The 18,639-nt window shown below is 74.5% G+C and carries 12 protein-coding genes and 1 riboswitch; of the genes, 8 read left to right on the forward strand and 4 right to left on the reverse strand.

Translation table 11 applies throughout. From position 1 onward, the window contains the following. Positions 1 to 163: 163 nt before the first annotated feature. Positions 164 to 1,126 carry a trypsin-like serine peptidase gene (locus ACZ4TG_RS37170; RefSeq protein WP_468172526.1) on the forward strand — a complete coding sequence of 321 codons (963 nt, stop codon included), beginning with the start codon at positions 164 to 166 and terminating at the stop codon, positions 1,124 to 1,126. 16 nt (positions 1,127 to 1,142) lie between these two features. Here ACZ4TG_RS37170 and ACZ4TG_RS37175 read toward each other — a convergent pair whose 3' ends face one another. Next, the gene (locus ACZ4TG_RS37175) at positions 1,143 to 2,555 is read right to left on the reverse strand and encodes an NAD(P)/FAD-dependent oxidoreductase (protein WP_468172529.1); all 1,413 of its coding nucleotides are present in this window, start codon (positions 2,553 to 2,555) and stop codon (positions 1,143 to 1,145) included. Positions 2,556 to 2,767: 212 nt separating this feature from the next. Here ACZ4TG_RS37175 and cbiE point away from each other — a divergent pair, with 212 nt between their 5' ends. Genes cbiE through ACZ4TG_RS37195 form a run of 4 tightly spaced genes read left to right on the forward strand, consistent with a single transcriptional unit; the run spans position 2,768 to position 6,155 of the window. Then, the gene (gene cbiE, locus ACZ4TG_RS37180) at positions 2,768 to 4,093 is read left to right on the forward strand and encodes a precorrin-6y C5,15-methyltransferase (decarboxylating) subunit CbiE (RefSeq protein ID WP_468172532.1); all 1,326 of its coding nucleotides are present in this window, start codon (positions 2,768 to 2,770) and stop codon (positions 4,091 to 4,093) included. Beyond that, complete coding sequence (gene cobM / locus ACZ4TG_RS37185) at positions 4,090 to 4,839, forward strand: precorrin-4 C(11)-methyltransferase (protein WP_468172535.1); 750 nt, start codon at positions 4,090 to 4,092, stop codon at positions 4,837 to 4,839. The genes cbiE and cobM overlap by 4 nt, the downstream gene beginning before the upstream one ends. After that, complete coding sequence (locus ACZ4TG_RS37190; protein WP_468172538.1) at positions 4,829 to 5,611, forward strand: cobalt-precorrin-6A reductase; 783 nt, start codon at positions 4,829 to 4,831, stop codon at positions 5,609 to 5,611. Before cobM ends, ACZ4TG_RS37190 begins: the two co-directional genes overlap by 11 nt. A gap of 34 nt (positions 5,612 to 5,645) precedes the next feature. Continuing rightward, a complete protein-coding gene (locus tag ACZ4TG_RS37195) occupies positions 5,646 to 6,155 on the forward strand; it encodes a hypothetical protein (RefSeq protein ID WP_468172541.1) in 510 nt (169 codons plus the stop codon). 96 nt (positions 6,156 to 6,251) lie between these two features. On the opposite strand, the gene ACZ4TG_RS37200 is transcribed toward ACZ4TG_RS37195, so the two are convergent. From ACZ4TG_RS37200 to cobG, 3 genes are read right to left on the reverse strand one after another with little or no spacing between them, the layout of a single operon-like run. Further along, complete coding sequence (locus ACZ4TG_RS37200) at positions 6,252 to 7,754, reverse strand: precorrin-2 C(20)-methyltransferase (RefSeq protein WP_468172544.1); 1,503 nt, start codon at positions 7,752 to 7,754, stop codon at positions 6,252 to 6,254. Continuing rightward, positions 7,751 to 8,383 carry a precorrin-8X methylmutase gene (locus ACZ4TG_RS37205; RefSeq protein WP_468172547.1) on the reverse strand — a complete coding sequence of 211 codons (633 nt, stop codon included), beginning with the start codon at positions 8,381 to 8,383 and terminating at the stop codon, positions 7,751 to 7,753. The genes ACZ4TG_RS37200 and ACZ4TG_RS37205 overlap by 4 nt, the downstream gene beginning before the upstream one ends. Positions 8,384 to 8,402: 19 nt before the next feature. Next, positions 8,403 to 9,704, reverse strand: a complete 1,302-nt coding sequence (gene cobG / locus ACZ4TG_RS37210) for a precorrin-3B synthase (RefSeq protein ID WP_468172550.1) — start codon at positions 9,702 to 9,704, stop codon at positions 8,403 to 8,405. A gap of 325 nt (positions 9,705 to 10,029) precedes the next feature. Next, a riboswitch (cobalamin riboswitch) is annotated at positions 10,030 to 10,156 on the forward strand. Between the two features lie 39 nt (positions 10,157 to 10,195). Here cobG and cobN point away from each other — a divergent pair. The 3 genes from cobN (at position 10,196) to ACZ4TG_RS37225 (ending at position 18,564) form a co-directional block, all read left to right on the forward strand. Further along, positions 10,196 to 13,804, forward strand: coding sequence for a cobaltochelatase subunit CobN (gene cobN / locus ACZ4TG_RS37215; RefSeq protein ID WP_468172553.1), 3,609 nt, complete (start codon positions 10,196 to 10,198; stop codon positions 13,802 to 13,804). Positions 13,805 to 14,214: 410 nt separating this feature from the next. Further along, entirely contained in the window at positions 14,215 to 16,230 is a 2,016-nt protein-coding gene (locus tag ACZ4TG_RS37220; protein WP_468172556.1) for an ATP-binding cassette domain-containing protein, read from the forward strand. A 114-nt stretch (positions 16,231 to 16,344) separates the two neighbouring features. Next, the gene (locus ACZ4TG_RS37225; RefSeq protein ID WP_468172559.1) at positions 16,345 to 18,564 is read left to right on the forward strand and encodes a terpene synthase family protein; all 2,220 of its coding nucleotides are present in this window, start codon (positions 16,345 to 16,347) and stop codon (positions 18,562 to 18,564) included. The last annotated feature ends 75 nt before the right edge of the window (positions 18,565 to 18,639 follow it).

Raw genomic sequence — 18,639 nt, forward strand, 5'->3', positions numbered from 1 at the left:
GGGAGTTGAATGGCGTACGGAAGGACGGCGGATGACGCGCGGCAGGCCGCGGGCGGGCTGTGAGGACCGACACATTCCCATTCCGGAACCTGTGTCGCCTTCACACCCATCGGACGGAACGTCGGATGATCCTCGGGGGTGGGAGCACCATATGGTCGGCACGGTGAGGGACAGGGCGGTACGCATATCCGTGCTGCTCGGAATCTGCCTCGCCCTGGTGGGCGGCGGTTCCTGGCTCGTGGGCGAGCTGCGCGCGGTCGCCGGGCACCTCGCGGACGGGGATCCCGCGCAGGGCAGCTACCTCCAGGACCCGGAGCGCGCGGACCGGACGGCCTCGGACGTGCTGGACGGCATCGTGGCCGAGACCGAGGACCCGCCGGCCGACTCCCGGGCGTTCACGGGGTCCTCGGCGGGCCCCGGCGCGGCCGGGTCCCCGGATCCGGTGCGGTGGCGGGCCGGCGGCTGGCAGCCCTCCTCGCCCCTGGAGGCCCGGACGGCCGCCCCGGAGCCCGCGATAGGGGCGCTGTTCTCCCCCGGTACCGACTGGGACCCCGACCACCACTGCTCGGCCGCCGTCGTGCACTCCCCCGACGGGGACCTCATCGCCACCGCCGCCCACTGCGTGTACCAGAGCGGCTTCCGCACCAACCTCGCCTTCGTCCCCGGCTACCGGGACGGCGCGGCCCCGTACGGCGTCTGGGTGCCCACCCGCATCGACGTGGACCCCCGCTGGACGGAGTCCGCCGACCCCGACCACGACGTGGCGTTCGTACGGGTGCGCCGGCCGGGCCATCCGGGCGAGCGGCTGGAGGACGTCACCGGCGCGCAGACGATCCGGTTCCGGCCCGAACTGCCCGCGCCCGCACGGGTGGTGGGCTACCCGAACGACGCCGAACAGCCCCTGGACTGCTACAACACCGCCCGCGCCGAGGGGCCCGCGCAGCTGCGGCTGGACTGCGCGGGCGTACCCAACGGGACCAGCGGCGGTCCCGTACTGACCGACGGGCACACCCTGATCGGAGTGATCGGCGGCCGCGACGGCGGCGGCGACGAGCAGACCTCGTACAGCAGCTGGTTCGACGACAGCACGCGCGCCCTGTACGAGCGTGCGACCGGCTCGCCCTGAGCGGGGTCCTGCCGGGTCAGGGCCGCCCGGCCCCCGCGGCCGACGCGCGGTGGTGCGCCGGGTAGTCGGCCGTGACCGGGACCGCCGGCAGCCGCCACTTGGCCAGCACCCGGATCACCGTCCCGGGGCTGAGCAGCGCGTTCGGCGGGGTGCTCAGCGAGAGCACCCCGAACAGCTGCCGCGAGAGCACCGGGTCGCTGTTGGCCCCGGCCATCACCCGGGACATGTAGCGCTGGAGGATCCGGGTCGCCCGGTCGGGCGGCGGACCCTCGGTCCCCGGATAGCGCATGTCCTCGCTCGTGGCGATCTGCCAGGCCACGCCGGACGCGGTGGCGGTCCGGCGCTGGATCCGCCCGGCGGCGGCCGGGATCTGCGCGGGGTCCAGCCCGCGCAGGGCCTCGCGCAGGAGGTCCGCGCAGTGCGCGGCGACCGTCATGCCGTGCCCGTAGACCGGGTTGTAGCGGCAGGCCGCGTCGCCGACCACCACGAAGCCGTCGGGCCTGCGCTCCAGCCGCTCGTAGTGGCGCCATTCGTTGGCGGTGCCCCGGAAGGCGGTGGGGTCCGAGAGCGGGGTCGCGTCGCGGATGGCCTCGTACAGGGCGGGGCTGCGCAGGCTCCGGGCGAACTCCAGGAACTCGCCGCCCCCGGTGGGCGGGGCGTCCTTGCCGTTGCCGATCAGGGTGACCAGCCAGCGGCCCCCGTCCAGCGGCACCAGCACTCCCCCGCGCGGGGTCTCCGGGCGGCCCTGGACGTACAGGGCCCGCCAGCCCCGGCCCGGGTCCTGCGGGGCCGCGAAGTAGCGGCTGGAGTAGCCGAGGTGGGAGTCGTAGCGGGTGGTCTCGGGGGCCGGGTAGCCGAGGGCCGCGAGCCAGGCCGGGGCCTTGGAGGTCCGTCCGGTGGCGTCGACCACGAAGCGCGCGGCCAGCGGCTCGCCCTCGCGGAACCGCACCCCGGCCACCGAGCGGCCGTCCGGTCCCGCGACGAGCCCGGTGGCGAGCCGGCCGTCCTGGATCCGGATCCGCTCGTCCCGCAGCACCTCCGTGCGGACCGTCCATTCGAACAGTTCCCGCCCGGCCATGAGCATGCTGGCGCCGGGCAGGGGCCCGAACCAGTCGGCGGGGCTCAGCCAGAGGAAGTCGCGCGGCGGCTCCAGCACCGCGGCCCCGGCGGCCAGCAGCTTCCCGGTCATCCCGGGCAGCATCCCCTCGATCAGCTCCAGCCCGCGCGCCCAGAGCCCGTGCACGTGCCGGGACTGGGGTACCCCGGGCCGGAACGCCGGCCCGTCCGTCGGCAGTTCGTCCCGCTCGACCAGCGTCACGCGCGGGAAGCGGTCCGCGAGCACCCGCGCCGCCAGCAGCCCGGCCAGGCCGGCACCGAGGACCACCGCGTGCTCGGCTTCTGGGTGGTTGTCCGTAGCGTCGTCGTCCATGCCGCCGAGTCTCCGGCGGCCCGGGCGACCGGGTCAGGGTCCGTCCGGGGCGCCCGGAGGCGTCCCGGGGGCGGACGGGCTCACACCGGGGCGCCCGGCGCGGGCGGACGTGGGGCTGATCACCCCGGGGGCCCGGGCCGGGCCCGGGCCAGTAGGCTGCGGGTCCATCCGCTTGCCTTCCCCTTCCCTTCCCTTCCCCGAGGTTTCGCGCAGTGAGCTCCGCAGCACCCCCCGTCCCCGTGACGGTCGTCGGCCTCGGCGCCGACGGCTGGGCCGGGCTCACCGCCGCCGCGCGGTCCGCGCTCACCTCGGCCGAGGTGCTGATCGGCGGGCCCCGGCAGCTGGACCTGCTGCCGGCGGCCGACTGCCCCGGCGAACGGGTGGCCTGGCCGAGCCCGCTGCGCCCGGCCGTACCGAAGCTGATGGCCGAGCACGCGGGCCGCAGGATCTCGGTGCTGGCCAGCGGCGACCCCATGTTCTACGGGATCGGCCGCGCCCTCACCGAGGAGCTCGGCCCGGACGCCCTGCTGGTCCACCCGCACCCCTCCTCCGTGTCGTACGCCTGCGCCCGCCTGGGCTGGCCCGTGGAGGACACCGAGGTGGTCACCGTCGTCGGCCGCCCGGTGGCCCGGCTCGCGGCCTCGCTGTACGAGGGGCGCCGGGTCCTGGTGCTCAGCGCGGGCGCCGGCTCGCCGGCCCAGATCGCGGCCCTGCTCCGGGAGCGGGGCTTCGGCCCGAGCCGGATGCGGGTGCTGGAACAGCTCGGCTCCGAGCACGAGGACTCGTACGAGGGCCACGCGGACGGCTGGGAGCACGGGCCGGGCGACCCCCTGAACGTGGTGGCCGTCGAGTGCCGCCGGGACCCGGCCGCCCCGGCGCCCCGGCTCGGCGCCACCCCCGGCCTGCCCGACACCGCGTACGAGCACGACGGCCAGCTCACCAAGCGGCACGTGCGCGCGGCGACCCTGTGCGCGCTGGCGCCCGCACCCGGCGAACTGCTGTGGGACATCGGCGGCGGCTCCGGCTCCATCGGCATCGAGTGGATGCGTACGCACCCCTCCTGCCGGGCCGTGGCCGTGGAGCGCGTTCCCGTGCGGGCGGCGCGCATCACGCGCAACGCGGCGGCGCTCGGCGTCCCCGGCCTGCGCGTGATCACCGGTGCGGCGCCCGAGGCGCTGGCCGGGCTGCCCGCCCCCGACGCGGTGTTCATCGGCGGCGGCCTGACCGCGCCGGGCCTGCTCGACGCGGCCTGGGCCGCGCTTGCGCCTGGGGGCCGGCTGGTGGTCAACACGGTCACCCTGGAGTCCGAGGCGGTGCTCGCCGACCGCTACCGCCGGCACGGCGGAGAACTGGTGAAACTGGCCGTCGCGCACGCGGTGCCGGTCGGCGGTTTCACCGGCTGGCGGCAGGCGATGGCGGTCACCCAGTGGTCGGTGACCAAGCCCTGCCCGGCGGCGGACGAGCCGCGGACGACCCCGCACGAGACGCACGAGACGCACGAGACGCACGAGAACGAGAACGAGAAGGACCAGACATGACCGTGTACTTCATCGGGGCGGGCCCCGGCGCCGCCGACCTGATCACCGTGCGCGGCGCCCGGACGCTGGCCGCCGCCCCCGTCTGCCTGTACGCGGGCAGCCTGGTCCCCCAAGAGCTGCTGGCCGAGTGCCCGGCGGACGCCCGCCTGGTCGACACCTCGCAGCTGAACCTGGACGAGATCGTCGCGGAGTTCGTACGGGCCCACGAGGCGGGCCAGGACGTGGCCCGCCTGCACTCCGGCGACCCCTCCATCTTCAGCGCCGTCGCCGAGCAGATGCGGCGCCTCGACGCGGCCGGCATCCCCTACGAAGTGGTCCCGGGCGTCCCGGCCTTCGCCGCGGCGGCCGCCGCGCTGAAGCGGGAGCTGACCGTGCCCACCGTCGGCCAGACCGTCATCCTGACCCGGATCGCCCAGCAGGCCACGCCGATGCCGCCCGGCGAGGACCTCACCACGCTCGGCCGCAGCGGTGCGCTGCTGGTGCTGCACCTGGCCACCCGCTACGCGGACCGGGTCGTCGGGGAACTGCTGCCGCACTACGGGGCCGACTGCCCGGTGGCGGTGGTGGCGATGGCCAGCCGTCCCGACGAGCTGATCCTGCGCGGCACCCTGGCCGACATCGCCGGCCAGGTGAAGGCGGCGGGGCTGGTGCGCACCGCGGTGATCCTGGTCGGGCGCACGCTGGGCGCGGAGCAGTTCCGCGACAGCCACCTGTACTCGGCCGAGCGCGACCGGCATGCCTGCTGACCGGGACCCGCGGGCGGCCCCGGCCGGGGCCGCCGGGCACGTCCTGATCCTGGGCGGCACCACCGAGGCCCGCCGCCTCGCGGAGGCGCTGGAGCACTCCCCGTACCGGGTGACGACCTCCCTGGCCGGCCGGGTCACCGCACCGGTGCTGCCGCCGGGCGAGATCCGGATCGGCGGCTTCGGTGGCATCGTGGGGCTCGCGACCTGGATCATCGTCCACAATGTCACGCACGTCGTGGACGCCACCCACCCCTTCGCCGAACGGATGAGCTTCCACGCCTCCGAAGCCGAGGCCCTCACCGGCGTCCCGCTGCTGGCACTGCGCCGGCCCGGCTGGACGCCCGGACCCGGTGACCGCTGGACCTTCGCGGACTCCCTCGACGACGCGGCCGCGCTGCTGCCGGGCATGGGCGGCCGGGTCTTCCTGACGACCGGCCGGATGGGCCTGCACAGCTTCGCGCACCTCACCGAGCCCTGGTTCCTGGTGCGTTCGGTGGATCCCCCGGCCGGGGAGATGCCGCCGCGGCTCGAAGTCCTGCTCGCCCGGGGCCCGTTCACCCTCGACGACGAGCGGGAGCTGCTGTCCCGGCACCGGATCGAGGTACTGGTGACCAAGGACAGCGGCGGCAGCGCCACCGCCCCCAAGCTCACCGCGGCCCGTGAAGCGGGCATTTCGGTGCTCGTCGTACGGCGGCCGCCGGTTCCGGAGTCGGTGCCGGAGGCCGGCTCCGTCGAAGCGGTCCGCCGCTGGCTGGACGCCTCCCGGGGCTGAGCTGGAGGTCCCCCGCAAGCCTTAGGCTGAGGCCATGCGGATACGCCACTCCTCACTCGCCCTGATCCTCACCGCCGCGACACTCGTCACCGGATGCGGGGAGAAGTCGACACCCAGAGGATGGGACCCCGACGCGGCCCTGCAGCGCGCGGACGAGGCGGTGGGGAAGAGCGGCGACGACGCCGAGGCACGGGTGACCGGCCGCGGCACCGGGTTCCTCGCGGCGGGCCTGGAGAAGACCTTCGAGCTGGGCGGGGAGCGGCCGTACCGCTTCGACATCGCCTGCGACAGCGAGGAGAGCCCGCGGATCACGCTGGTGCTGGCCCGCGACGGGGCGGCCGGAGACCGGTCGTTCGAGCTGAGCTGCGCGCCCGGTGACGTGACCCGGCTCAACGTCCCGGCGGGGCCCGCGCTGTCGGCGCACATAGAGGCCCCGCCCAAGGGCGACTCGCCGCCGGCCGGGGTGATCGCGTGGCAGCTCCTCACGCTCGACCCCAAGGGCGTCCAGGGCTGCGCGGACGACCTGGCGGGCTGCGCGGGTTGAGCGGCTGCGGCCGGCCCCCGGGGCGGTGACCGCCGCCGGCTGCGGCCGGACCCGGGGACGGTGACCGCCCCCGGGGTCCGGCGCCCGCTCAGCGGCTCACGGGTAGCGGCGCGGAGTCCACGTCACCCTCGAACCGTCGGCCCGCTCCGTGACCTGGGTCTGCGAGGAACCGATCAGCAGGATCGTGCGCATGTCGACCTCGGCGGGCTCCAGTTCGGCCAGCGTGACGATCCGCACCGACTGCTCCGGGCCGCCCACGTCCCGCGCGACGACCACCGGGGTCTGCGGGGAGCGCAGTTCCAGCAGCAGCTCCCGGGCCTGCGCCACCTGCCAGGTCCGGCTGCGCGAGCCCGGGTTGTACAGCGCGAGCACCAGATCGGCCGCGGCGGCGGCGCGCAGCCGCTCCGCGATGACCTCCCAGGGCTTGAGCCGGTCGGACAGGGAGACGGTGGCGTAGTCGTGGCCCAGCGGGGCGCCGGCCGCGGCGGCCGCCGCATTGGCCGCGGTCACCCCCGGCAGGACCCGTACGGGCACGTCCTTGTACTCGTCCTGCCCCGCGACCTCCAGCACGGCCGTGGCCATCGCGAAGACCCCGGGGTCACCGCCGGAGACCACCACGACCCGCTTGCCGCGCCGGGCCAGGTCCAGGGCGAACTCGGCGCGCTCCGACTCCACCTTGTTGTCGGAGCCGTGCCTGATCTGGCCCGGCTTCACCGGAACCCGGTCCAGGTAGGTGGTGTAGCCGACCAGCACCTCCGCGTCGGCCAGCGCCCGCCGGGTCTGGGGGGTGAGCCACAGCGGCCCGGCCGGTCCGGTGCCGACGACCGCGACCTCGCCGGGGCCGGACGGCACGCTGCCCGGGTTGCCGATCCGGCTGGGCACCACGGCGACCGCGAAGTACGGCACGCTGTCGGGGTCGGTGTCGGCGAGGTCCCCGGTGCGCTCCCCCTCCATGGTGGCGCGCTCGACGTAGCGGGCCTCGGCCAGCCGCCCGCTGTTGTCCATGGCCCGGCGCACGGCGGGGAAGGTGCGGCCGAGCTTCATCACGACCGCCGAGTCGGTGGCGGCGAGCCGGGCGGTGAGCTCCTCCTCCGGCAGGGTGCCGGGCAGGATGGTCAGGACCTCCTCGCCCTCCACCAGCGGGGTGCCGAGGCGGGCGGCGGCGGCGCTCACCGAGGTCACGCCGGGGATCACCTCGGCCTCGTAGCGGTCCGCGAGCCGCTTGTGCATGTGCATGTACGAGCCGTAGAAGAGCGGGTCGCCCTCCGCGAGCACGGCCACGGTCCGGCCGGCGTCCAGGTGTGCGGCCAGGCGGGCGGCGGAGGCCTCGTAGAACTCCTCCATCGCGCCCTGGTAGCCGCCGGGGTGGTCGGTGGTCTCGGTGGTGACCGGGTAGACCAGCGGCTCCTCGACGTGGTCCGCGCGCAGGTGCTTCGCGGCGATCGAGCGGGCGATGGAGCGGCCGTGGCGGGCCGAGTGGTACGCGACGACGTCCGCCTCCGCGATCACCTCGACGGCGCGCAGGGTCATCAGGGACGGGTCGCCGGGACCGAGCCCGACCCCGTAGAGCTTGCCCGCAGTCCTCGCTTCGGCGCTCATTCGGCCACGCTCGCAATGGCGTTGACGGCCGCCGCGGCGATCGCGCTGCCGCCGCGCCGGCCCCGGACGATCAGGTGGTCGAGCCCCGAGGAGTGCGCGGCGAGCGCGTCCTTGGACTCGGCCGCGCCGATGAAGCCGACGGGGACGCCGATGACGGCGGCGGGGCGCGGGGCACCCTCCTCGATCATCTCCAGCAGCCGGAACAGCGCGGTCGGGGCGTTGCCCACGGCGATCACCGAGCCCTCCAGCAGGCCCCGGTCGCGCCAGACTTCGAGCGCGGCGGCGCTGCGCGTGGTGCCCATCTTCGCGGCGAGCTCCGGCACGGCCGGGTCGGAGAGGGTGCAGACGACCTCGTTGCCGGCCGGCAGCCGCTTGCGGGTGACCCCGCTGGCGACCATCTGTACGTCGCAGAGGACGGGCGCGCCGGCCTCCAGGGCGGCGCGCGCCCGCAGTACGACCTCCGGGGTGTAGCCCAGGTCCTGGGGCAGGTCGGTCATCCCGCAGGCGTGGATCATGCGCACCGCGACCTGGGCGACCGATGCGGGCAGCCCGGAGAGATCCGCCTCGGCGCGGATCGTGGCAAAGGACTGGCGGTAGATGGCCGCGCCGTCCTTCTCGTACTCAAACACGGTGCACTCGCTCATTTCTTCACTGCGGTTCGGGGGCTTCGGGGGTCTGACGGGCGGCCGCGAGGGCCTGTGCAAGTTCGGTGGCCGGTACGTCCTGCCGTACGGGGCGGCCCGGTGCGGCGACCCGGTACCCGGCCGGGGTGGCGACCAGGTCCACCCAGGCGGCGCCGCGCGGATGCCCGCAGCGCCGCTCGCAGCCTGACCAGTGCACGGGCAGCGGCCCGCGCGCCCGCTCCGCGACGGCCCGCGCGTCGGCGCGCACGTCCGCGAGGGACTTGGCGCAACCGGGCCGTCCCGTACAGGCGGTGACGGTCTCCCAGGGGCTGTCCGGGGCGGTGACCAGCCCGGCGCCCTCGATGCGGTCCGCGCCGGGGGCCGGCCGCCGGGCATCGGCCGAGGGCAGCACGACGCTGCGCCACGGGGTGACGCGCAGCTCGCCGCGCCCCTCGCCGGCCACCTCCGCGAGGACCCGCCACTGGGCGGAGCTCAGCCGTCCCAGCGGCGGCAGTACGCACAGGGCCGCGCGGCCGCCGGCGCCCCCCGGCCGGGGCGGGGGCGCGTACGGCCAGGCCACCTCGCCACAGGGCTCGGCCGCGATCCCGGCGGCTTCGAGCCGCCGGGCGAACTCCGCCGCCTCCAGGGGGTGTTCGGGGGGCAGTTCGGACACCCGCCAGGCGCGGGTGCCGGCCGCCTCGGCGGTGTCGAGGAAGTATCCGGCGGCCAGCAGCGCCGCCCGGGGGGCGTCCGCCGCCGCCAGCTCCACGGCGTCGGCGGCCCGGCCCAGGCGGACCAGCGCCCGGCCGTCCGGCCTGCCGAGCACGGTCACGTCGGGGCCCAGCGCGGCCACGTCGCCGCGCCCGTCGTCGAAGGCGAACAGGAACCGCCCGGACAGGGCGGTCGCCCGGGAGCCGGCGCACAGCAGCCGGTCGAACTCCACGGCCCAGGGCAGCACGTCGGGCCGGGCAGGGCCCTCCAGTCCGGACAGCGGGGTCGCCACGATGTTCCGTACCCGCTCGTGGCCCGGCGCGGGCAGCAGGCCCGCCGCGTCCAGCAGCTCCGCCAGCGCACCGCCGCAGCCGTCCGCGAGCCCGCGGAGCTGGACGTTGCCGCGCGAGGTCAGCTCCAGGTGCCCGTCCCCGAACCGGTCGGCGGCGAGCGCCAGCGCGTCCGCCTGGCCGGCCGTGAGCAGGCCCGCCGGAATCCGGACCCGCGCCAGGAACCCGTCGTCCGCCGCATGCAGCCGCAGCGCGCCGGGGCAGGCGTCGCCACGGTCCCGTATGACGGGTTCGTCCCGCGATGCGTCGGAGGGGGGCGTGGGCATGGCCGCGAGCATACCCACCATTACGACGCCCCGACCTGTGTCCGTCACCACCCCGCCCAGCCCCACCAGGCACATCCACCCCCGCCGGACACATCCAACCCCGCCAGGCACATCCAACCCCGCCAGGCACCTCCAGCCTCGCCGGCGTTTGAGGCGCGGGGTCCGGGGCAGAGCCCCGGCAACGGCGCCGCACCCGGCAACCCACCACCCCGAGCCAGCGCAGCATCACGGCAGAGCCCCGGCAACGGCGCCGCGCCCAACCGCCCACCCCACCCCGCCGAGCCAGCGCAGCGCCACGGCCGCCTAGGATGACCTTTCGGCAGGCCAAACGGCCCGCCGTCGCCGAGGACGGCGACATGGGAGGAAGCCCGGTGAGATTCCGGCGCGGTCCCGCCACTGTGAACCCCGCGGAGCGATCGGCGGGGTGAGTCAGGAACTCCCGCTGTCCTCACTGCCCGGGGCGCGGAAACCCCGAGGAAGGCTGCCGCCGCATGATCCTGCTGCTGTCGACGTCCGACACCGATCTGCTCAGCGCCCGCGCCGCGGACGGCCCCGTCCCATACCGGTTCGCGAACCCCTCCCGCCTTCCCCTGGACGACCTGCCCGGCCTCCTGGAGGGGGCCGACCTGGTCGTCGTACGCCTCCTGGGCGGCCTGCGCGCCTGGCAGGACGGCCTCGACCTGCTGCTGGCCCCCGGCCAGCACCGCCCGGTCGTGGTGCTGACCGGCGAACAGGCCCCGGACGCCCAGCTGATGGAGGCCTCGACCGTCCCGATCGGCATCGCCGCCGAGGCACACGGCTACCTCGCGCACGGCGGCCCGGCCAACCTGGACCAGCTGGCGCGGTTCCTCTCCGACACCGTCCTGCTCACCGGACACGGCTTCGAGCCCCCGGCCGCGGCCCCCACCTGGGGCCCGCTGGAGCGCACCCCGCAGCGGACCGAGGGCCCGCGGATCGCGGTGCTCTACTACCGCGCCCACCAGATGAGCGGCAACACCGGCTTCGTGCACGCCCTCTGCGAGGCCGTCGAGGCCCAGGAGGCCCAGGCGGTCCCCCTGTACGTCTCCTCCCTGCGCACGCCGGAGCCGGAGCTGATCGCCGAGCTGGAGTCCGCGGACGCCATCGTCACCACCGTCCTCGCGGCGGGCGGCACCCGCCCCGCGACGGCCTCGGCCGGCGGCGACGACGAGTCCTGGGACGCGGGGGCGCTCGCCGCGCTCGGCGTGCCGATCCTCCAGGCCCTGTGCCTGACCGGCTCCCGCAGCGCCTGGGAGGAGAACGACGAGGGCCTGTCCCCGCTCGACGCCGCCACCCAGGTCGCGGTGCCGGAGTTCGACGGCCGGCTGATCACCGTCCCGTTCTCCTTCAAGGAGCTCGACGAGGACGGCCTGCCCGCCTACGTGGCGGACCCCGAGCGGGCCGCGCGGGTCGCGGGGATCGCCGTACGCCACGCCCGGCTGCGGCACATCGAGCGCCGGGACAAGAAGATCGCGCTGGTCCTGTCGGCCTACCCGACCAAGCACTCCCGCATCGGCAACGCGGTCGGCCTCGACACCCCCGCAAGCGCCGTGGAACTGCTGCGCACCCTCATCGCGGGCGGCTACGACTTCGGCCCCGTCGAGGAGATCCCGGGCCTGGTCTCCGGTGACGGCGACGAGCTGATCCGCGCCCTGATCGAGGCCGGCGGCCACGACCAGGACTGGCTCACCGAGGAGCAGCTCGCCCGCAACCCCGTCCGCATCCCGGCCGCCGACTACAAGCGGTGGTACGGGCAGCTTCCCGCGGAGCTGCGCGAGCAGGTCGAGGAGCACTGGGGCGAGGCGCCGGGCAACATGTTCGTCGACCGCTCGGCCAACCCCGAGGGCGACATCGTCCTGGCGGCGCTGCGCCGCGGGAACCTGCTCATCCTGATCCAGCCGCCGCGCGGCTTCGGCGAGAACCCGATCGCGATCTACCACGACCCGGACCTGCCGCCCTCGCACCACTACCTGGCCGCGTACCGCTGGATCCAGGCCCGCGCCGAGGACGGCGGCTTCGGCGCCGACGCGATGATCCACCTGGGCAAGCACGGCAACCTGGAGTGGCTGCCGGGCAAGAACGCGGGCCTGTCCGCGTCCTGCGCCCCGGACGCCGCGCTCGGCGACCTCCCCCTCATCTACCCGTTCCTCGTCAACGACCCGGGCGAGGGCACCCAGGCCAAGCGCCGGGTGCACGCCACCCTGGTCGACCACCTGGTGCCGCCGATGGCCCGCGCGGAGTCGTACGGCGACATCGCCCGTCTGGAGCAGCACCTGGACGAGTACGCGCAGATCTCCGCGATGGACCCGGCGAAGCTGCCCGCGATCCGCGCGCAGATCTGGACGCTCATCCAGGCCGCGAAGCTCCACCACGACCTGGGGCTCGAAGAGCGCCCGGACGACGAGGGCTTCGACGACTTCCTGCTGCACGTCGACGGCTGGCTGTGCGAGGTCAAGGACGCCCAGATCCGCGACGGTCTGCACGTGCTCGGCGGCGCCCCCACCGGTGCGTCCCGGGTCAACCTGGTCCTCGCGATCCTGCGCGCCCGCCAGATCTGGGGCGGCACCACGGCCCTGCCCGGCCTGCGCGAGGCCCTCGGCCTCGACGAGTCCGCGGCCACCCGCACCACCGCCGACCAGGCGGAGGAGACGGCCCGCGCGCTGGTGCAGGCGATGGAGGACGCGGACTGGGCCCCGGAGGCGGTGGCCGAGGTCGCCGCCGGGCACTCGGCGGACGTGGCGGCCGTGCTGGACTTCGCGGCCCGCGAGGTCGTGCCGCGCCTGGCCGGCACCACCGACGAGATCGCCCACGTGGTCAGCGCCCTGGACGGCTCCTTCGTCCCGGCGGGCCCGTCCGGCTCCCCGCTGCGCGGCCTGGTCAACGTGCTGCCGACCGGCCGGAACTTCTACTCGGTCGACCCGAAGGCCGTCCCCTCCCGCCTCGCGTGGGAGACGGGCCAGGCCCTGGCGGACTCGCTGCTGGGCCGCTACCGCACCGACAACGGCGAGTGGCCCGCGTCCGTGGGCCTGTCGCTGTGGGGCACGAGCGCGATGCGCACCTCCGGCGACGACGTGGCGGAGGCCATGGCGCTGCTGGGCGTCCGCCCGGTCTGGGACGAGGCCTCGCGCCGCGTCACCGGTCTGGAGCCGGTCCCGCTGGAGGAGCTGGGCCGCCCGCGCATCGACGTCACCCTGCGCATCTCGGGCTTCTTCCGGGACGCGTTCCCGCACGTGATCGGCCTGCTGGACGACGCGGTACGGCTCGCGGCCTCGCTGGACGAGCCCGCGGAGCAGAACTTCGTCCGGGCCCACGCCCAGGCGGACCTGGCCGAGCACGGTGACGAGCGGCGCGCGACGACCCGTATCTTCGGCTCGCGCCCGGGCACCTACGGCGCCGGCATCCTCCAGCTGATCGACTCGCGCGACTGGCGGACGGACGCCGACCTCGCGGAGGTCTACACGGTGTGGGGCGGGTACGCGTACGGCCGCGGTCTGGAGGGCCGTCCAGCGCGCACCGAGATGGAGACGGCGTACAAGCGGATCACGGTCGCCGCGAAGAACACCGACACGCGCGAGCACGACATCGCGGACTCGGACGACTACTTCCAGTACCACGGCGGCATGGTCGCCACCGTCCGCGCGCTGCGGGGCACCGCCCCCGAGGCGTACATCGGTGACTCCACCCGCCCGGAGACGGTCAAGACGCGCACGCTGGTCGAGGAGACCTCCCGGGTCTTCCGCGCCCGGGTGGTCAACCCGAAGTGGATCGAGGCGATGCGCCGCCACGGCTACAAGGGCGCCTTCGAGCTCGCGGCGACGGTGGACTACCTCTTCGGGTACGACGCCACGACGGGCGTGGTCGCCGACTGGATGTACGACAAGCTGACCGAGACGTACGTCCTGGACCCGGAGAACCGCGCCTTCCTGGAGGAGGCCAACCCCTGGGCGCTGCACGGCATCGCCGAGCGGCTGCTCGAAGCCGAGTCGCGCGGCATGTGGGAGAAGCCCGACGCCCAGATCCTCGAAGCCCTGCGCCAGGTGTACCTGGACACGGAGGGCAATCTGGAGGCCGAAGCCGAGTAGCGGCGGCGGCTGCCGCAGAGCGGGCCGATGCGCCACCGCTGCGGCGGGCCACGCCGTGCGGGCCCTGGACCGGGGAGACCTGGCCGGGGCCCGCACCCGTGTCGGCGCCGGCTCGCCGGCCGGCCGCTGCGCTCCCGCCGCGCGGGTCGACGCGCAATCCCTCGAAGGGGGGTGTCCCCACCTCCGGGTGGTTCGAACGCCGCGTCACGGGCCCTGTCCCGTCCGCCCCTTGGGCTCGGCCGCCCGCCCGCAACTGTGTGCGGTCGTTCGCTCCCCTCCTCCCGTGACGCCGCTCTGAGCAGCCACGTTCTTCCGGCGTCAGCTCGCAGCCACCGCACCTCGGGAGGAATCTTGCGATCCGTGCACGTTCATGTGGTGTTCGACCCGCGACCGGGCGGAGGTGGCCCGGCATGAGGCTCCTCAAACGTCCCTCGCCCTCCGAGGCCGCCGTCTCCGAGAGCGAACGGCGGCTCTTCGGCGGGCCCCTGCGCTACGACGCGGGCTGGGCGAACCACGAGTACGCCCAGCTGGAGAGCCGGCTGATCACCACCCTGCGCTCCATGCCCCGGATGGTCGGCGGCACCCTTCGGCTCGCCTGGGACACCGACCGGCCCGCCCTCCTGACCGTCGCCGCCGCCGAGGCCGGGCAGGGGGTCACCTCCGCCGTCGGACTGCTCGTGCTGAGCGAGGTGCTCCGTACCCTGCTCGGCGCGGGCAGCCCCGCCGACCGGCTGCACGACGCCCTGCCCGCCCTGGCCGTCGGTGCGCTGGTGGCCGTACTGGGCGCCGTCCTGGCCTCGCGGTCCACGGCGGCCGCCGGGCGGCTGGAGCCCAAGGTCGAACGGGCCGCGCAGGTCCAGTACCTGAACGCCGCCGTCGAGGTGGAGCTCGAAGCCATCGAGGACGGGGAGTTCCGGCGGCTCCTGGACAGCGCCCAGTGGGGGCCGCCCTCGGCCCGCCGGACCGTGGGCGCCTGCGTGGCCACCCTCGGCGGGCTGATCTCCCTGGTCGCCACCGCCGGGGTGCTGACTGTGCTGCACCCGCTGCTGCTGCCCATGCTGCTGCTGATCGCCGCGCCGCGGGGCTGGGGCGCGATGCGGGTGGCCCAGCGCCGCTACCTGTCGGTCATGACCTGGGTGGAGCACGTGCGGGCCGCCCGGCTCATCGGCCAGCTGCTGATCTCCCGCACCTCGGCCCCCGAGGTACGGGTGCACGGCGTCGGCCGCTACCTGCTGGGCCACTACCGCAACATGGCCGAGCACGCCGAGGTCGAGGCCACCCGCCTCGCCCGGGACAAGGCCGCCACCGAACTGCTGGCGGCGGCGCTCTCCGGCGCCGCCGCCCTGATCACCTACGCGGCGATGGGCGCCCTCATCGTCTCCGGCCGGATGGACCTCGCCGTCGCAGGCACCGCCGTGATCGCGGTGCGCACCGGCTCGGCCAGCCTGGGCGCGCTCGTCGCCACCACCAACACCCTGCACGAGGAGTCCCTGTACGTACGGGACCTGGAGCGGTTCGTCGCCGCGGCGGCCCGCCGGGCCATCCCGGCCGGCGGGCTGGCGCTGCCCGAGCGGCTCAACACGATCCGGCTCACCGACGTCGGCTTCGGCTACCCGGACCGCGCGGAGCCCGCCCTGACCGGGGTCTCGCTGACCATCGAGGCGGGCACGGTCGTCGCCCTGGTCGGGGAGAACGGCTCCGGCAAGAGCACCCTGGTCAAACTGCTGGCCGGGCTGCACCTGCCCGACACGGGCTCGCTGACCTGGGACGGGGTGGAGGTGCGCGACGCCGACCGGGAGCAGGTCTTCGACCGGGTCGCGCTGCTCACCCAGGACTTCGAGCGCTGGCCGGTGACCGCCCGTACCAACATCGCCATCGGCAGGCCCGGCGAGGAGGACCCCGACCGGGCCGTGGACGGGGCCGCCGCCGTGGCCGCCGCCGCCCGGTACGCGGGGGCCGACCGGATCGTCGACAAGCTGCCGCACGGCTACGAGACCCTGCTCGCGCGGGTGTTCAGGGGCGCCTCGGAGCTCTCCGGCGGGCAGTGGCAGAAATTCGGCCTGGCCCGCACCCGCTACCGCGACGCCCGCGTGATCGTCGTGGACGAGCCGACCTCGGCCCTCGACCCGGAGGCGGAGATCGCCGCCTTCGACAGCATCCGCGGGCTGGCCGGACCGCAGCGGGCGGTGGTGCTGGTCACGCACCGGATGTCCGGGGTGCGGTTCGCGGACGTCATCTACGTGCTGCACGAGGGGCGGCTCGTCGAACAGGGCGGCCACGAGGAGCTGCTGGCCCTGGAGGGGAGGTACGCGTCGATGTTCCGGATGCAGGCGGACCAGTTCCGCGAGCACGCGGAGAGCCCCGGGGCCACCCCTTCTATCCCCCGCCAGGTCCCCGCGCCGCGGAACGACCCGTCCGTCACCTGAAGCAGTGAACTCCCCCTTATCCCAGGGGCAACAGGGGTAGGGCAGTGCTGATCTCGTGCGGGGGGCCGCAGCCACGGGCCCCCCGCACCCTCGTACCGAAAGGCCCACCCCGCCGTGACACAGCCGTTCCAACTGCCGGATTTCTACGTGCCCTATCCGGCGCGACTGAACCCCCATCTGGAGGCCGCGAGGACCCACACCAAGCAGTGGGCCCGCGACTTCGAGATGCTGGAGGGCTCCGGCGTGTGGGAGGAGAGCGACCTCGACTCGCACGACTACGCCCTGCTGTGCTCGTACACCCACCCCGACTGCGATGCCGAGGCGCTCAACCTGGTCACCGACTGGTACGTGTGGGTCTTCTTCTTCGACGACCACTTCCTGGAGGTCTTCAAGCGCACCCAGGACCGCGAGGGCGCCAAGAAGTACCTCGACGGCCTGGCCGCCTTCATGCCGATGGACCTCGCCGACGGTTTCCCCGAGCCCGCCAACCCGGTCGAGGCGGGGCTCAAGGACCTGTGGCTGCGGACCGTGCCCGCGATGTCGACGGCCTGGAGGGAACGGTTCTCCGAGTCCACGAAGAACCTCCTCAACGAGTCGATGTGGGAGCTGCACAACATCAACATCGGCCGGGTGGCCAACCCGCTCGAATACATCGAGATGCGCCGCAAGGTCGGCGGCGCGCCCTGGTCCGCCGGACTCATCGAGTACGTGTCCGCCGAGGTCCCGCCCCGGGTCGCCCACGCGCGCCCGCTGGAGGTGCTGCGGGACGCCTTCTCCGACGCGGTCCACATCCGCAACGACATCTTCTCGTACCAGCGCGAGGTCGAGCAGGAGGGCGAGCTCTCCAACGCCATCCTCGTACTGGAGACCTTCCTGGACTGCACCACCCAGGAGGCCGCCGACCTCTCGAACGACCTGCTGACCTCCCGGCTCCAGCAGTTCGAGTACACCGCCCTCGCCGAGGTCCCCGCGCTCGCCGCCCAGCACGGCCTGAACCCCGCCGAGGTCGCGGCCGTACTCGCCTACGCCAAGGGGCTCCAGGACTGGCAGTCCGGCGGCCACGAATGGCACATGTCCTCCAGCCGCTACATGAACGAGCAGGCCCGCGCCGCGGGCACCCCGCTGACCCTGCCCTTCATGCCCACCGGGCTCGGCACCACCGCCGTCGACCTGCGCTCGCTGCTCACCCCCCGCTCCATGGACCTGCGCCGACGCTCCTTCACGCACGTGCCGTTCCAGAAGGTGGGCCCCTCGCTGCTGCCCGACTTCTACATGCCGTTCCCGCTCACCCTGAACCCGCACCTGGACGACGCCCGCCGCGAAGTGGTGCGCTGGTGCCGGGAGATGGGCCTGCTGGAGCCGCAGCCGGGCGACCCGGGGTCCGACATCTGGGACGAGGCCAAGCTCATCGGCATGGACTTCGCCCTGTGCTCGGCCGGCATCGACCCCGACGGGAACGTCGAGCAACTGCGCCTGAGCGCCCAGTGGCTGGCCTGGGGCACCTACGCGGACGACTACTACCCGAAGGTCTTCGCCACCGCCAAGTCCCCCGGCGCGGCGCGAGCGGCGACGGACCGGCTGATCGCCATGATCCCGGTCGATCCGACGCAGGCCCCCGAGCCCGTCACCGCGATGGAGCGGAGCCTGAAGGACCTGTGGGCGCGCACCGTCGTCGGCATGAGCGACCCGGTGCGCGCGGAATTCCGCGAGACCGTCGTCGGCATGGTGGACAGCTGGGTCTGGGAGGTCGGCAACGCGACCGTGAACCGCATCCCCGACCCCGTCGACTACGCGGAGATGCGGCGCTACACCTTCGGCAGCTACATGACGATGTTCCTGGCCCGGCTGGGGCACGAGGGCGACGGCGTCCCGCCGGAGATCTACGAGGACGGGGTGATGCGCTCCCTGCAGAGCGCCGCCACCGACGTCGGGTGCATCACCAACGACCTCTTCTCGTACCAGAAGGAGATCGAGATCGAGGGGGAGGTGCACAACCACATCCTCGTCACCCAGAACTTCTTCGACATCGACTATCCTCAGGCGTTCAAGATCGTCGCGGATCTGATGAAGCAGCGCACCGAGGAGTTCGAGCACATCCGGGACCACCAGCTGCCGGTGCTCTACGAGGACTACGGCCTCGACGAGACGGCGCGCGCGTCACTCGACGCGTACGTGCGGGAGCTGGAGGACTGGATGGTGGCGGTCCTCAACTGGCACCAGAGCGTGCGCCGTTACCGCGACGAGGACCTGCATCCGGCACCCGGCGGACTGCGTGACGGCGTCTGGAGCCACGGCTTCGGGATGTCGGCGGCGCGGATCTCACTGCCCGGGTGACCCCGTGGCGGGGGCGGACCGCTCGCCCGCCCCCGCCCTGGCCGGCCCCGCGGAACTGGCCGGACCTCAGAACTG

Source organism: Streptomyces sp. NPDC028314 (assembly GCF_055565795.1).

What these genes read in the sequence shown, in the direction of transcription:
- ACZ4TG_RS37175 (WP_468172529.1), bottom strand. Translation starts at nt 2,555, where the DNA reads ATGGACGACGACGCTACGGACAACCACCCAGAAGCCGAGCACGCGGTG.
- cobM (WP_468172535.1), top strand. Translation starts at nt 4,090, where the DNA reads ATGACCGTGTACTTCATCGGGGCGGGCCCCGGCGCCGCCGACCTGATC.
- ACZ4TG_RS37190 (WP_468172538.1), top strand. Translation starts at nt 4,829, where the DNA reads ATGCCTGCTGACCGGGACCCGCGGGCGGCCCCGGCCGGGGCCGCCGGG.
- ACZ4TG_RS37195 (WP_468172541.1), top strand. Translation starts at nt 5,646, where the DNA reads ATGCGGATACGCCACTCCTCACTCGCCCTGATCCTCACCGCCGCGACA.
- ACZ4TG_RS37200 (WP_468172544.1), bottom strand. Translation starts at nt 7,754, where the DNA reads ATGAGCGCCGAAGCGAGGACTGCGGGCAAGCTCTACGGGGTCGGGCTC.
- cobG (WP_468172550.1), bottom strand. Translation starts at nt 9,704, where the DNA reads ATGCCCACGCCCCCCTCCGACGCATCGCGGGACGAACCCGTCATACGG.
- cobN (WP_468172553.1), top strand. Translation starts at nt 10,196, where the DNA reads ATGATCCTGCTGCTGTCGACGTCCGACACCGATCTGCTCAGCGCCCGC.
- ACZ4TG_RS37220 (WP_468172556.1), top strand. Translation starts at nt 14,215, where the DNA reads ATGAGGCTCCTCAAACGTCCCTCGCCCTCCGAGGCCGCCGTCTCCGAG.